Origin of the sequence: Streptomyces sp. CB02261 (assembly GCF_001905665.1) — a bacterium.
In the GTDB taxonomy this organism is placed as follows: Bacteria; Actinomycetota; Actinomycetes; order Streptomycetales; family Streptomycetaceae; genus Streptomyces.
In genome coordinates this window covers 151,031-163,189 of record NZ_LIVX01000011.1, presented here as the reverse complement: position 1 = coordinate 163,189, position 12,159 = coordinate 151,031, and the positions used below count along the sequence as shown (strand labels likewise).

The window sequence follows — 12,159 nt, the reverse complement described above, 5'->3', positions numbered from 1 at the left end:
GCAAGAACCCGAAAGCGCAAGCCGAGCAAGATCCCCCTGGTGGGGACATTGCCCCGGTGGCCTATGGTGTAATTGGCAGCACGACGGTTTCTGGTTCCGTTAGTCTTGGTTCGAGTCCAGGTAGGCCAGCTCGCAGAGCTTTATCTGCAATCGTGGATGGCATCCACAAAGCCCCCGTTGTGTAGCGGCCTAGCACGCCGCCCTCTCAAGGCGGTAGCGCCGGTTCGAATCCGGTCGGGGGTACAGATCCATCCTGTAGATCACTTGGGTAGCTCCCGGTGGATCTACGGTGACATCACCCGGCTCCGGCCGGGTGGGATCGCTAGGGCCCCCGTTGTGTAGCGGCCTAGCACGCCGCCCTCTCAAGGCGGTAGCGCCGGTTCGAATCCGGTCGGGGGTACGGTGTAACCACCATGGCCTATGGTGTAATTGGCAACACTACGGTTTCTGGTACCGTCATTCTTGGTTCGAGTCCAGGTAGGCCAGCTCGCAGAGCTCATCTGCACCGCGGATCTGATCCGCAGGGCCCCCGTTGTGTAGCGGCCTAGCACGCCGCCCTCTCAAGGCGGTAGCGCCGGTTCGAATCCGGTCGGGGGTACGCGATGAAGAAGCCCTTCCCTTCGGGGGAGGGCTTCTTCGCTGTTCGGCACCGTACGCACAACTCCGGCCCACCGCTGCGGCGTTGAAGCGGTGGGCCGGGACGTACGGAACAGAGGGAGAGCGTCAGCCGGTGCGGCGGAGGGCCTCGGAGAGACGGGCGGCCGCGTCGATGACCGCCTGGGCGTGCATACGGCCCGGGTGGCGCGTCAGACGCTCGATCGGCCCGGAGACCGACACGGCGGCCACGACACGGTTCGACGGGCCGCGTACGGGCGCGGAGACGGACGCGACGCCGGGCTCCCGCTCGCCGATCGACTGGGCCCAGCCGCGGCGCCGTACGCCCGACAGGGCCGTCGCCGTGAAGCGGGCGCCCTGGAGCCCGCGGTGCAGCCGCTCGGGCTCCTCCCAGGCCATCAGGATCTGCGCCGAGGAGCCCGCCTTCATCGTCAGCGTCGAGCCGACCGGGACGGTGTCCCGCAGGCCCGAGAGACGCTCGGCGGCCGCCACGCAGATGCGCATGTCGCCCTGGCGGCGGTAGAGCTGGGCGCTCTCGCCGGTCACATCGCGCAGATGCGTCAGAACCGGGCCCGCGGTCGCGAGCAGGCGGTCCTCGCCGGCCGCGGCGGCGAGCTCCGCCAGCCGCGGTCCGAGGATGAACCGGCCCTGCATGTCACGGGCCACCATCCGGTGGTGTTCCAGTGCCACGGCGAGACGATGTGCCGTGGGTCGTGCGAGTCCCGTCGCCGCGACCAGTCCTGCGAGGGTGGCCGGACCGGACTCCAGGGCGCTCAGGACAAGGGCTGCCTTGTCGAGAACGCCTACGCCGCTAGAGTTGTCCATGCAACGATATTCACGTCTCACTCTGTGAAACGCAAGTTCAATTTCCTGCGGAACTTGTCACTCTGGTGAGGCGGCCGCACAACGGCCCGCGAAACGGGTCTCTAGTTGTGCCGGCGAAGACGTCGGCCGGAGGGAAAGCGATGGGTAGGACACTCGCGGAGAAGGTCTGGGACGACCATGTCGTCCGGCGCGCCGAGGGCGAGCCCGACCTTCTCTTCATCGATCTGCACCTGCTGCACGAGGTGACCAGCCCGCAGGCCTTCGACGGCCTCCGCCAGAACGGCCGGCAGGTGCGGCGCCTCGACCTCACCATCGCCACCGAGGACCACAACACCCCGACCCTCGACATCGACAAGCCCATCGCGGACCCGGTCTCCCGGGCCCAGCTGGAGACCCTCCGCAAGAACTGTGCCGAGTTCGGCGTCCGGCTGCACCCGCTGGGCGACGTCGAGCAGGGCGTCGTCCACGTCGTGGGACCGCAGCTGGGCCTGACCCAGCCCGGCACCACCGTGGTCTGCGGCGACTCGCACACCTCCACGCACGGCGCCTTCGGCGCTCTCGCGTTCGGCATCGGCACCAGCCAGGTCGAGCACGTGCTCGCCACCCAGACGCTGCCGCTGGCCCGCCCGAAGACGATGGCCATCACCGTCGACGGCGAGCTGCCCGAGGACGTCACGGCCAAGGACCTGATCCTGGCGATCATCGCCAAGATCGGCACCGGCGGCGGTCAGGGCTACATCCTGGAGTACCGCGGCTCCGCCATCGAGAAGCTCTCGATGGAGGCCCGGATGACCATCTGCAACATGTCGATCGAGGCCGGCGCCCGCGCGGGCATGATCGCCCCCGACGAGACCACCTTCGCCTACCTCAAGGGCCGTGACCACGCCCCCGAGGGCGAGGACTGGGACGCCGCCGTCGCGTACTGGAGCACCCTGAGGTCCGACGAGGACGCGGTCTTCGACGCCGAGGTCGTCATCGACGCCGCCTCGCTGGCCCCGTTCGTCACCTGGGGTACCAACCCGGGCCAGGGCGCGCCGCTTTCGGCGAACGTCCCCGACCCCGCTTCGTACGAAGACGCCTCGGAGCGCCTCGCCGCCGAAAAGGCCCTGGAGTACATGGGGTTGACCGCCGGGCAGCCGCTGCGCGACATCAAGGTCGACACCGTCTTCGTAGGCTCCTGCACCAACGGCCGTATCGAGGACCTGCGCAACGCGGCCGGTCTGCTGGAGGGCCGCAAGGTCGCCGACGGGGTCCGCATGCTGGTCGTCCCCGGCTCGGTCCGGGTCGCCCTGCAGGCCGTCGAGGAGGGCCTGGACAAGGTCTTCAAGGAGGCCGGCGCCGAATGGCGGCACGCGGGCTGCTCGATGTGCCTGGGCATGAACCCCGACCAACTGGCGCCCGGTGAGCGCTCCGCGTCCACCTCCAACCGCAACTTCGAGGGCCGGCAGGGCAAGGGCGGCCGGACCCACCTGGTCTCGCCCCAGGTCGCCGCCGCCACCGCCGTCCTGGGCCATCTGGCCTCCCCGGCCGATCTGTCCGACGTCGCCACCACCGCGGGGGTCTGAGGAACCATGGAAGCTTTCACCACGCACACCGGCCGGGCCGTCCCGCTGCGCCGCAGCAACGTCGACACCGACCAGATCATCCCGGCGCACTGGCTGAAGAAGGTCACCCGCGACGGCTTCGAGGACGGCCTCTTCGAGGCCTGGCGCAAGGACTCCGAGTTCATCCTCAACCGCCCCGAGCGGCAGGGTGCCTCGGTCCTGGTCGCCGGCCCCGACTTCGGCACCGGCTCCTCCCGTGAGCACGCCGTCTGGGCGCTCCAGAACTACGGCTTCCAGACGGTCATCTCCTCCCGCTTCGCCGACATCTTCCGCGGCAACTCGCTGAAGAACGGCCTGCTGACCGTGGTCCTGCCGCAGGAGACGGTGGACGCGCTCTGGGAGCTGACCGAGGCCGACCCGACCGCCGAGGTCACCGTCGACCTGGAGCGGCGCAAGGTCCTGGCCGCCGGGATCGACGCCGACTTCGAGCTCGACGAGAACGCCCGCTGGCGGCTCCTGAACGGCCTCGACGACATCAGCCTCACCCTTCAGAACGAAGGCGACATCGCGGCCTACGAGGCGGCGCGACCGGCTCACAAGCCCCGTACAATTACGGCCTGAGCAGCGCTTTTCCACGACTGCGCCCCCCACCTCCCGGTGGGGGGCGCAGTCGCTTGTTGAGACCCTGTCGGGCGACAACTCGCCCTAGATGGCACAATCGGTGCATGGAACGCGACAGCCAACTCGAGCTCTACGAGGCAGTCGCCGCCCGATTGAAGGAAGCGCACACAAGAGTGCGCTCACTGCAAGTCCCGGAGGGCGTAAGGATGGCGCTGTCCCGGAAGCTGCTGGTCGTGACGGCCGCGGCGAAGCACGATCTCAAGGACGCGGCAGCGCGTCTGGACCGGTTGATGAAGGACCTCGACGAGGGCCGATTCCCAGAGGACGACTGACACCAAGAACTCCGCAGCGGATCTTCCGCGTTGCGGCACTAGGGTGATTAGACCGTTTCGTGTTTGATTTGCGGTATATACATGCCTAACGTGCGAAAAAGCTTGAACACTTTCGTTCTGGCAATGTCTCCGAAGGGGAAGACGTGAACAAGGCGCAGCTCGTAGAAGCGATTGCCGACAAGATGGGCGGTCGCCAGCAGGCCGCCGAAGCCGTCGACCACGTGCTCGACGCCATCGTGCGTGCCGTGGTCGCCGGTGACCGGGTCTCTGTGACGGGTTTCGGCTCGTTCGAGAAGGTCGACCGCCCGGCCCGCTACGCCCGCAACCCGCAGACGGGTGAGCGGGTGCGGGTCAAGAAGACCTCGGTCCCGCGCTTCCGTGCCGGTCAGGGCTTCAAGGACCTGGTCAGCGGCTCGAAGAAGCTTCCCAAGGGCGGCGAGGTCTCCGTCAAGAAGGCCCCGAAGGGCAGCCTCACCGGTGGTGCCTCCGCGACGGTGAAGAAGGCCGCCGCGAAGAGGGCGACCACCGCCAAGAAGGCCGCCGCGAAGAGGGCGACCCCGGCGAAGAAGACCACCACGGCCGCCGCCACGAAGGCGACCCCCGCGAAGAAGACCACCACGGCGGCCGCCAAGAAGGCGACCCCCGCCAAGAAGGCGACCACGACCGCGGCGAAGAAGACCGCGAACGGCGCCGCCAAGAAGGCCACCACGGCCGCCGCCGCCAAGAAGGCGACCAAGGCCACGGCCAAGAAGACCGCGCCGGCCGCGAAGAAGGCCACGGCGACGAAGGCGCCCGCCAAGAAGACGACGGCGCGCAAGACGACCGCCAAGAAGACCGCCGCCAAGAAGTAGGACGAGCGGTAGACACCCGCCGGGCCGGGCTCCCCCCAGGGAGCCCGGCCCGCGGCGCGTCCGTGGCACCCCCTAGAAGGTCTGCAGCGTCACCAGGGTGATCCGGGCGTCGGCCCCCGACGTGCCGGGCTCCACCTCGATCCGCACCCGCTGCCCCGGCCGCAGCAGCCGCAGCCCGCCGGCCTCGAAGGCCTCCGTCCCGAACTCCACGGGGGTGCCGTCGTCGAGCAGCACACTGCCGCTGCGGGTCTCGGGGTCGTACGTGAACGCGGTCGCCTGCATGGACCGCAGCCTATCCGGCCGCCGACAGCCACCGGGCGGCCGTCCGCGGGCCGAGCCCCAGCGCCCCGGCCGCCACGAGATCCTCACCGGTGTCCACGTCCCGGCGTACGGAATCGACCCCGCTGAGCGTGATTTCCACCGCCCCCGATGACAAATGCCGGAGCCTCGACGGGCCTCCGAATGCCGGTTCCAATTCCACCCCCGGAGCCGCCGAGAGGAATGTCGTACCTATTTCGGCGGCATCCGCGAGAAATGCCCGCGGAAATTTCCGGGCCGTGTCGAGCACCCGGCCCAGCTCCTCAGGCCGCAGCGCCGGCAGGTCCGCGTTGAGCGCCGCCACGCGCGCACGGGGCCGTCGGGCCCGCACGGCGCCGACCCCGTGGGCCAGCGCCGCGTTGAGCCCGGCCGCCGGGGCGTCCGGAACGATGCGCGCCCCCAGCGCGGCGAGGACCGAGGCGGCCGCGGGATCGTCCGTGACGACCACCACATCCCGTACCCGCGCGCAGTTCAGCACCGCCCCCACCGTGTCCTCCGCGAACGCCAGCGCGAGCCGGGGGCGCAGCAGGGCCCCGGCCGCGGCGGCCAGTCTGCTCTTCGCCACGGCGAGCGGCTTCAGCGGCACGACCAGCGACCAGTCGTCGTCCGCGTCCGTGCGTATCGGGCGCCTCGCGTGCCTCGGGTGCGTCGGTTTCATCGGGGACCATTCTGTCCCGCCCACGCGCTCTCCCGGAGGGCCCGGGGCGTACGGTGTCACTCGACAGACCAGGAGCATGGGGCGACACTTGACCCCCTGCCAGCCAGTCCCGGAGAAAGGTGTCCGAGTGCCCCGCCGCAGAATCGGCTTCTGGTACCGCCTCGCGGCGGTCATCGCCAAGCCCCCCCTGGTGGTTCTGTTCAAGCGGGACTGGCGCGGTATGGAGCACATTCCGGCCGACGGCGGATTCATCACCGCGGTCAACCACAACTCCTACCTGGACCCGCTGTCGTACGCGCATTACCAGTACAACACCGGCCGCGTCCCCCGCCTCCTCGCCAAGGCGGCCCTCTTCAAGGCCCCCTTCGTCGGCATGATGCTGCGCGGCACCGGCCAGATCCCCGTCTACCGCGAGACGACCAACGCGCTCGACGCGTTCCGCGCCGCCGTCGACGCCATCGAGCGCGGCGAGTGCGTCGCCTTCTACCCCGAGGGCACCCTGACCCGGGACCCCGACATGTGGCCCATGGCGGGCAAGACCGGTGCCGCGCGCGTCGCGCTGCTCACCGAGGCCCCCGTCATCCCGGTGGCCCAGTGGGGCGCCAACCTGGCGATGCCGCCGTACGCCAAGGAGAACAAGCTCCGGCTGTTCCCCCGCAAGACGCTGACCGTGCAGGCGGGTCCGCCCGTCGACCTCTCGCGTTTCCACGGTCTGGAGCCGACGCCCGAGGTGCTCCGCGAGGCGACCGAGGTCATCATGGCCGCCGTCACCGCCCTCCTGGAGCAGATCCGCGGCGAGCAGGCGCCCGCCGAACCGTACGACCACCGCAAGGCCCGGCTCCAGCAGCGGCGCAAGGCGGCAGAGGGGGGCACCAAGTGACCAGGGCAGCTGTCTTCGGCAACGGATCCTGGGGCACCGCCTTCGCGATGGTGCTCGCCGACGCGGGGTGCGAGGTGAGCCTCTGGGGCCGCCGCGCCGAACTCGCCAAGGAGATCAACGCCACCCGGACCAACCCCGACTACCTGCCCGGGGTCGAACTCCCCGCCGGGGTCACGGCCACCGCCGACCCGGCCGAGGCCGCCCACGACGCCGACTTCACCGTCCTCGCGGTGCCCTCGCAGACCCTCCGCGGCAACCTCGCCGCCTGGACTCCGCTGCTCGCGCCCGACACGGTGTACGTCTCCCTCATGAAGGGCGTCGAACTCGGCACCGCCAAGCGCATGAGCGAGGTGATCACCGAGGTCGCCGACGTGCCCGCCGAGCGCGTGGCCGTCCTCACCGGCCCCAACCTCGCCAAGGAGATCGCCGCCCGGCAGCCCGCCGCAGCCGTCGTCGCCTGCGTCGACGAGACGGTCGCCCAGCGGCTCCAGACCGCCTGCCTGACGCCGTACTTCCGCCCGTACACCAACACCGACGTGGTGGGCTGCGAACTCGGCGGCGCCGTCAAGAACGTCATCGGGCTCGCCGTCGGCATCGCCAACGGCATGGGCCTCGGCGACAACTCCAAGGCCACGCTGATCACCCGCGGCCTCGCCGAGACCACCCGGCTCGGCCTCGCCATGGGAGCCGACCCGCTCACCTTCTCCGGCCTCGCGGGCCTCGGCGACCTCGTCGCCACCTGCTCCTCACCGCTCTCCCGGAACAACACCTTCGGCACCAACCTCGGCCGCGGCATGACCCTCCAGGAGACGATCGCGGCCACCAAGCAGACCGCCGAGGGCGTCAAGTCCTGCGAGTCGGTGCTGGATCTGGGCCGCCGCCACGGCGTCGACATGCCCATCACCGAGACCGTCGTCTCGATCGTCCACGAGGGCAAGCCGCCGATCGTCGCCCTCAAGGAGCTGATGTCACGCAGCGCGAAGCCCGAGCGCCGCTGAGCGGGCCCCCCGCACTGAGCCGTACGCGCCCGGCACGCAGCGGGGCGCACGGCCGTTCGGGAGTCGCAAGGTACGCTCATCGCGATATGAGCGAGAACACCCAGAGCCCCCGCAAGCCGCGCGTGGCCGTCGTCTTCGGCGGACGCAGCTCCGAGCACGCCATCTCCGTCGTCACGGCGGGCGCCGTCCTGAGCGCCATCGACCGGGACAAGTACGACGTGCTGCCCATCGGCATCACGACGGACGGGCGCTGGGCGCTCACCGCCGACGCCCCCGAGCGCATGGCCATCGCCGACCGCGCCCTCCCCAACGTCGCCGACCTGGCCGAGTCCGCGGAGGGCGGCGTCGTCCTCTCCGTCGACCCCGCCAACCGCGAGGTCGTCCTCAGCGAGCCCGGCTCCGTCCCCAGGGCCCTGGGCGAGGTCGACGTGGTCTTCCCGATGCTCCACGGCCCGTACGGCGAGGACGGCACCCTCCAGGGCCTCCTGGAGCTCTCCGGCGTCCCCTACGTCGGCGCGGGCGTCCTCGCCTCCGCCGTCGGCCAGGACAAGGAGTACATGAAGCGGGTCTTCGTCTCCTTCGGACTGCCGGTCGGCCCGTACGAGGTCATCCGGCCGCGCGAGTGGGAGCAGAACCCGGCCGCCGCCCGCAAGAAGATCGTCGAGTTCGCCGCCGAGCACGGCTGGCCGCTCTTCGTGAAGCCGGCCCGCGGCGGTTCGTCCATGGGCATCACCAAGGTCGACGACCTCTCGGGCCTGGACGAGGCCATCGAGGAGGCCCGCCGCCACGACCCCAAGATCCTCGTCGAGTCGCTGCTGCGCGGCCGCGAGATCGAGTGCGGCGTCCTGGAGTTCGAGGACGGCCCCCGCGCCAGCGTGCCGGCCGAGATCCCGCCGGTCACCGACCACGACTTCTACGACTTCGAGGCCAAGTACATCGACTCGGCCTCCGGCATCGTGCCCGCCCCGATCGGGGACGAGGCCACCGCCGAGGTCCAGCGCCTCGCCGTCGCCGCCTACGAGGCAGTCTCCTGCGAGGGCCTGGTCCGCGCCGACTTCTTCCTCACCGAGGACGGCGACTTCGTGATCAACGAGATCAACACCATGCCGGGCTTCACGCCCATCTCCATGTACCCGCGCATGTGGCAGGAGAGCGGCGTCGGCTACTCGGAGCTCGTCGACCGGCTCATCCAGGCCGCGCTGAACCGCTCCACGGGCCTGCGCTGACCGGAGCCGACCCGGAAAGACCGTGCCCCGGCCCCTCAGAGGCTCGGCGGCACGGTCTTCCGTACGGAATCGGCGAGATCGGCCAGCGGCGTCACGTCGTGCGCGAACCGCTCGTCGAGGGTCACCTCGACATACGCCTTCCGATACGTCGAGGTGAGACGGGGCCCGCCGCCCTCCGGTCGCTCCAGCATCCAGTTCACGCCGTTCGCGTCGATGCCCTGCGCCTTGGGATCGCTCATCTTTTCGGGCCGGGGCACCCCGCAGCGCAGTACGATCGCACCGTCACCCCAGCCGGCGGTCAGCTCGGAGCCGGGCTCCGGGTCACTCCGTTCCAACCCCGCCACGGTGTCGGGAAGCTCCTTCGCCAGGGCCTGGCAGAAGGCGGCCTCCGCCGCCGGGGGACGGGGGACCTCGACGGACGCCGCGGCGTCCGTCGAGGAACAGCCGGCGGCGGCCAGCAGCAGAACGGCGGCCGTCACGGCGGCGGACAGGCCGAAGGGCCGGTGCGAAGACATCACCGGCCAAGCGTAGACGGGGGCTACAGATGAACGACCGGGCAGGTGAGGGTGCGCGTGATGCCGTCCACTTGCTGGACCTTGGCGACCACCATGCGGCCGAGCTCGTCGACCGTGTCCGCCTGCGCGCGCACGATCACGTCGTACGGGCCGGTCACGTCCTCGGCCTGGAGCACCCCCGGGATCTTGGAGATGGTGTCGGCGACGATCGACGCCTTGCCCACCTCGGTCTGGATGAGGATGTACGCCTGAACCACGGAACCTCCAGGGCGACCACGAGGATCTTGTGGGAGAAAGGGACGCCACGGTACCGCGTCGCCGCGGGCCGCGGGGAGACCCGCGTGTCCCGGGGCACTGCCGGGGTGGCGTACGCAGGACAGAAGTTGACGGTCTACTTGACGGTACCCAGCACGGTGACGGCCCGCGACCCGCGGCGCGCGACCACGCGCCCCCGCCCGCCGGCCGGCACGAAGACACGAGGTGAGGCGCGGTGAAGGGCACAGTCGGAGAACTGGGCGAGTTCGGGCTCATCAGAGAGCTCACGTCCCGGCTCACCTCCACCCCGGCGGTACGGATCGGGCCCGGCGACGACGCCGCGGTCGTCTCCGCGCCCGACCGGCGCGTGGTGGCCAGCACGGACATCCTCCTCGAAGGACGTCACTTCCGCCGCGACTGGTCGACGGCGTACGACGTCGGCCGCAAGGCCGCCGCGCAGAACCTCGCCGACATCGCCGCCATGGGCGCGGTCCCCACCGCGCTCCTCCTCGGCCTCGTCGTCCCCGCCGAACTCCCCGTCACCTGGCCCACCGAACTCATGGACGGCCTCCGCGACGAATGTCAGGTCGCGGGCGCGGCGGTGGTCGGAGGCGACGTGGTCCGCGGCGACACGATCATGGTCTCCATCACCGCCCTCGGCGACCTCCGCAACCACGACCCGGTCACCCGGGGCGGCGCCCAGCCCGGCGACGTCGTCGCCTACACCGGCTGGCTCGGCTGGTCCGCCGCCGGCTACGCGGTCCTCTCCCGGGGCTTCCGCTCGCCGCGCGCCTTCGTCGAGGCCCACCGCCGGCCCGAACCGCCGTACCACGCGGGCCCCGCAGCCGCCGGGCTCGGCGCCACCGCCATGTGCGACGTGAGCGACGGCCTCATCGCCGACCTCGGCCACATCGCGGAGGCCAGCAAGGTCCGCATCGACCTGCGCTCCGGCCTCATCGACATCCCCACCCAGATGAACGACATCGGCCAGGCCGTCGGCGTCGACCCCATGCAATGGGTGCTCACCGGGGGAGAGGACCACGCCATCGTGGCCACCTTCCCGCCGGACGTGAAGCTCCCCGCCCGCTGGAAGGTCATCGGGGAGGTCCTCAACCCCTCCGCGCTGCCGCAGGTCACCGTGGACGGCGCCCCCTGGCACAGCGTGGGCGGCTGGGACCACTTCGGGGAGACCGAGTGACCTCCCGGCCCCCGCTCGTCCTGACCGTCGCCGGGTCCGACTCCGGCGGCGGCGCCGGCATCCAGGCCGACCTGAAGACCATGCTCGCGCTCGGCGTCCACGGCATGAGCGTGCTCACCGCCGTCACCGCCCAGAACTCGCGGGGCGTCCAGGGCGTCTGGGAGCTGCCGGCCGAGGCGGTCCGCGCCCAGTACCGGGCCGTCGTCGACGACATCGGCGTCCAGGCGGTGAAGACCGGCATGCTGGCCACGGCGGCGCTCGTGGAGACCGTCGCCGAGCTGCTCGCCGACACCGCCGCCCCCGTGGTCGTCGACCCGGTCGGCGTCTCCAAGCACGGGGACCCGCTGCTCGCCGAGAGCGCGCTCGACTCCGTACGACAGCGGCTGCTGCCCCGCGCCACCGTCGCCACGCCCAACCTGGACGAGGTGGCGCAGCTCACGGGCGTGCACGTCGTCCACGAGAGCGACATGCGGACCGCCGCCGAGGCGATCCTGTCGTACGGGCCGGAATGGGTCCTGATCAAGGGCGGGCACCTGCCCACCGGCGACGAGGCCGTGGACCTGCTGACGGACGGCTCCGACGAGCACTGGCTGCGCGCCCCGCGCCACGACAACCGGCACACCCACGGGACGGGCTGCACGCTCGCCTCCGCGGTCGCGTCCGGGCTGGCGAAGGGGCTCACGGTGCCGGAGGCGGTGCGGCAGGCCAAGGAGTACGTGACCGGGGCCATAGGCGCCGGGTTCGCCCTGGGCTCGGGCATCGGCCCGGTCGACCACGGCTGGCGGTTCAGGCCCTGAGAGCGCCGGAGGCCCCTGGGCATCCGGGACCCCGTCCGTGTCCGGGCCGTCCGTGTCCGGGCATGGCAAAAGGCCGGTTCACCGAGGTGAACCGGCCTTTCAAGGCAACCGCAGGGGCTGCGCTACGACAGAACGTCGCAATTAGCGCGAGACCTTGCCGGCCTTGATGCACGAGGTGCAGACGTTGAGCCGCTTCGGCGTCCGACCGACCACGGCACGCACGCGCTGGATGTTCGGGTTCCAGCGACGGGACGTACGGCGGTGCGAGTGCGAAATGTTGTTGCCGAAGCCCGGCCCCTTGCCGCAGACGTCGCAGTTGGCAGCCACGGGTCACTCCAAAAGCTTCAGGATTTACAGTGAATTCCGGCGCACCGGAATCAGGAGTCTGAAGTGGCTTGCCGGGGGACGGCCCGGTGTGAACCGGGCAACCGAAGCAGCATACAACGCCTGCCTCGGTGGAACGAAACTACCACGATCCGCACGGACCCCGTCCCGGGCCCTGGTCACTGGGGGTCCCCCCTGCTCG

15 protein-coding genes and 5 tRNA genes are annotated in these 12,159 nt (G+C 70.7%); 14 read left to right on the top strand and 6 right to left on the bottom strand.

The features are described from left to right. Positions 1 to 57: 57 nt before the first annotated feature. The 5 genes from AMK29_RS30465 (at position 58) to AMK29_RS30445 (ending at position 598) form a co-directional block, all read left to right on the top strand. A tRNA-Gln gene (locus AMK29_RS30465) sits at positions 58 to 129 on the top strand. 41 nt (positions 130 to 170) lie between these two features. Further along, a tRNA-Glu gene (locus AMK29_RS30460) sits at positions 171 to 243 on the top strand. An 84-nt stretch (positions 244 to 327) separates the two neighbouring features. Next, a tRNA-Glu gene (locus AMK29_RS30455) sits at positions 328 to 400 on the top strand. Between the two features lie 14 nt (positions 401 to 414). Then, a tRNA-Gln gene (locus AMK29_RS30450) sits at positions 415 to 486 on the top strand. A gap of 39 nt (positions 487 to 525) precedes the next feature. Next, positions 526 to 598, top strand: a tRNA-Glu gene (locus tag AMK29_RS30445). Positions 599 to 723: 125 nt separating this feature from the next. Here the strand turns inward: AMK29_RS30445 and ndgR are convergent. Next, positions 724 to 1,440, bottom strand: coding sequence for an IclR family transcriptional regulator NdgR (ndgR, locus tag AMK29_RS30440; RefSeq protein WP_015036427.1), 717 nt, complete (start codon positions 1,438 to 1,440; stop codon positions 724 to 726). 140 nt (positions 1,441 to 1,580) lie between these two features. Here ndgR and leuC point away from each other — a divergent pair, with 140 nt between their 5' ends. From leuC to AMK29_RS30420, 4 genes are all read left to right on the top strand, one after another. After that, the gene (gene leuC / locus AMK29_RS30435; RefSeq protein ID WP_073819090.1) at positions 1,581 to 3,005 is read left to right on the top strand and encodes a 3-isopropylmalate dehydratase large subunit; all 1,425 of its coding nucleotides are present in this window, start codon (positions 1,581 to 1,583) and stop codon (positions 3,003 to 3,005) included. Positions 3,006 to 3,011: 6 nt separating this feature from the next. Further along, positions 3,012 to 3,605 (top strand): 3-isopropylmalate dehydratase small subunit, encoded by a 594-nt coding sequence (leuD, locus tag AMK29_RS30430; RefSeq protein ID WP_073819088.1) that lies wholly within the window; start codon positions 3,012 to 3,014, stop codon positions 3,603 to 3,605. A 104-nt stretch (positions 3,606 to 3,709) separates the two neighbouring features. Then, positions 3,710 to 3,937, top strand: coding sequence for a hypothetical protein (locus AMK29_RS30425; protein WP_030206244.1), 228 nt, complete (start codon positions 3,710 to 3,712; stop codon positions 3,935 to 3,937). A gap of 143 nt (positions 3,938 to 4,080) precedes the next feature. Then, a complete protein-coding gene (locus tag AMK29_RS30420; RefSeq protein WP_073819087.1) occupies positions 4,081 to 4,788 on the top strand; it encodes an HU family DNA-binding protein in 708 nt (235 codons plus the stop codon). Between the two features lie 72 nt (positions 4,789 to 4,860). Here AMK29_RS30420 and AMK29_RS36855 read toward each other — a convergent pair whose 3' ends face one another. Next, on the bottom strand, positions 4,861 to 5,070 hold the full coding sequence (locus AMK29_RS36855) for a hypothetical protein (RefSeq protein ID WP_198942363.1): 210 nt from the start codon (positions 5,068 to 5,070) through the stop codon (positions 4,861 to 4,863). A 10-nt stretch (positions 5,071 to 5,080) separates the two neighbouring features. Beyond that, positions 5,081 to 5,764, bottom strand: coding sequence for a 2-phospho-L-lactate guanylyltransferase (gene cofC / locus AMK29_RS30415; RefSeq protein WP_198942362.1), 684 nt, complete (start codon positions 5,762 to 5,764; stop codon positions 5,081 to 5,083). A 127-nt stretch (positions 5,765 to 5,891) separates the two neighbouring features. Here cofC and AMK29_RS30410 point away from each other — a divergent pair, with 127 nt between their 5' ends. From AMK29_RS30410 to AMK29_RS30400, 3 genes are all read left to right on the top strand, one after another. Next, positions 5,892 to 6,644 carry a lysophospholipid acyltransferase family protein gene (locus tag AMK29_RS30410; RefSeq protein ID WP_073819085.1) on the top strand — a complete coding sequence of 251 codons (753 nt, stop codon included), beginning with the start codon at positions 5,892 to 5,894 and terminating at the stop codon, positions 6,642 to 6,644. Continuing rightward, positions 6,641 to 7,642, top strand: a complete 1,002-nt coding sequence (locus tag AMK29_RS30405; RefSeq protein WP_073819083.1) for an NAD(P)H-dependent glycerol-3-phosphate dehydrogenase — start codon at positions 6,641 to 6,643, stop codon at positions 7,640 to 7,642. The genes AMK29_RS30410 and AMK29_RS30405 overlap by 4 nt, the downstream gene beginning before the upstream one ends. An 86-nt stretch (positions 7,643 to 7,728) precedes the next feature. Further along, a complete protein-coding gene (locus tag AMK29_RS30400) occupies positions 7,729 to 8,868 on the top strand; it encodes a D-alanine--D-alanine ligase family protein (protein ID WP_073819082.1) in 1,140 nt (379 codons plus the stop codon). A gap of 35 nt (positions 8,869 to 8,903) precedes the next feature. Here the strand turns inward: AMK29_RS30400 and AMK29_RS30395 are convergent, their stop codons facing one another. Both AMK29_RS30395 and AMK29_RS30390 read right to left on the bottom strand, forming a co-directional pair. Next, positions 8,904 to 9,383, bottom strand: a complete 480-nt coding sequence (locus tag AMK29_RS30395; protein ID WP_073819080.1) for a DUF3515 domain-containing protein — start codon at positions 9,381 to 9,383, stop codon at positions 8,904 to 8,906. Positions 9,384 to 9,406: 23 nt separating this feature from the next. Beyond that, complete coding sequence (locus AMK29_RS30390) at positions 9,407 to 9,640, bottom strand: Lrp/AsnC family transcriptional regulator (protein WP_073819077.1); 234 nt, start codon at positions 9,638 to 9,640, stop codon at positions 9,407 to 9,409. 233 nt (positions 9,641 to 9,873) lie between these two features. Between AMK29_RS30390 and AMK29_RS30385 the strand changes: the two genes are divergently transcribed. Further along, positions 9,874 to 10,836 carry a thiamine-phosphate kinase gene (locus AMK29_RS30385; RefSeq protein WP_073819075.1) on the top strand — a complete coding sequence of 321 codons (963 nt, stop codon included), beginning with the start codon at positions 9,874 to 9,876 and terminating at the stop codon, positions 10,834 to 10,836. Further along, positions 10,833 to 11,633 carry a bifunctional hydroxymethylpyrimidine kinase/phosphomethylpyrimidine kinase gene (gene thiD, locus AMK29_RS30380; RefSeq protein ID WP_073819073.1) on the top strand — a complete coding sequence of 267 codons (801 nt, stop codon included), beginning with the start codon at positions 10,833 to 10,835 and terminating at the stop codon, positions 11,631 to 11,633. The genes AMK29_RS30385 and thiD overlap by 4 nt, the downstream gene beginning before the upstream one ends. 141 nt (positions 11,634 to 11,774) lie before the next feature. Here thiD and rpmB read toward each other — a convergent pair whose 3' ends face one another. Continuing rightward, the gene (gene rpmB, locus AMK29_RS30375; protein ID WP_003957616.1) at positions 11,775 to 11,960 is read right to left on the bottom strand and encodes a 50S ribosomal protein L28; all 186 of its coding nucleotides are present in this window, start codon (positions 11,958 to 11,960) and stop codon (positions 11,775 to 11,777) included. Positions 11,961 to 12,159 lie beyond the last annotated feature (199 nt).

Excerpts from the sequence above, each read along its gene's own strand:
- leuD (WP_073819088.1), top strand. The coding sequence starts at position 3,012 with ATGGAAGCTTTCACCACGCACACCGGCCGGGCCGTCCCGCTGCGCCGC.
- AMK29_RS36855 (WP_198942363.1), bottom strand. The coding sequence starts at position 5,070 with ATGCAGGCGACCGCGTTCACGTACGACCCCGAGACCCGCAGCGGCAGT.
- ndgR (WP_015036427.1), bottom strand. The coding sequence starts at position 1,440 with ATGGACAACTCTAGCGGCGTAGGCGTTCTCGACAAGGCAGCCCTTGTC.
- AMK29_RS30395 (WP_073819080.1), bottom strand. The coding sequence starts at position 9,383 with ATGTCTTCGCACCGGCCCTTCGGCCTGTCCGCCGCCGTGACGGCCGCC.
- leuC (WP_073819090.1), top strand. The coding sequence starts at position 1,581 with ATGGGTAGGACACTCGCGGAGAAGGTCTGGGACGACCATGTCGTCCGG.
- cofC (WP_198942362.1), bottom strand. The coding sequence starts at position 5,764 with ATGAAACCGACGCACCCGAGGCACGCGAGGCGCCCGATACGCACGGAC.
- AMK29_RS30425 (WP_030206244.1), top strand. The coding sequence starts at position 3,710 with ATGGAACGCGACAGCCAACTCGAGCTCTACGAGGCAGTCGCCGCCCGA.
- AMK29_RS30400 (WP_073819082.1), top strand. The coding sequence starts at position 7,729 with ATGAGCGAGAACACCCAGAGCCCCCGCAAGCCGCGCGTGGCCGTCGTC.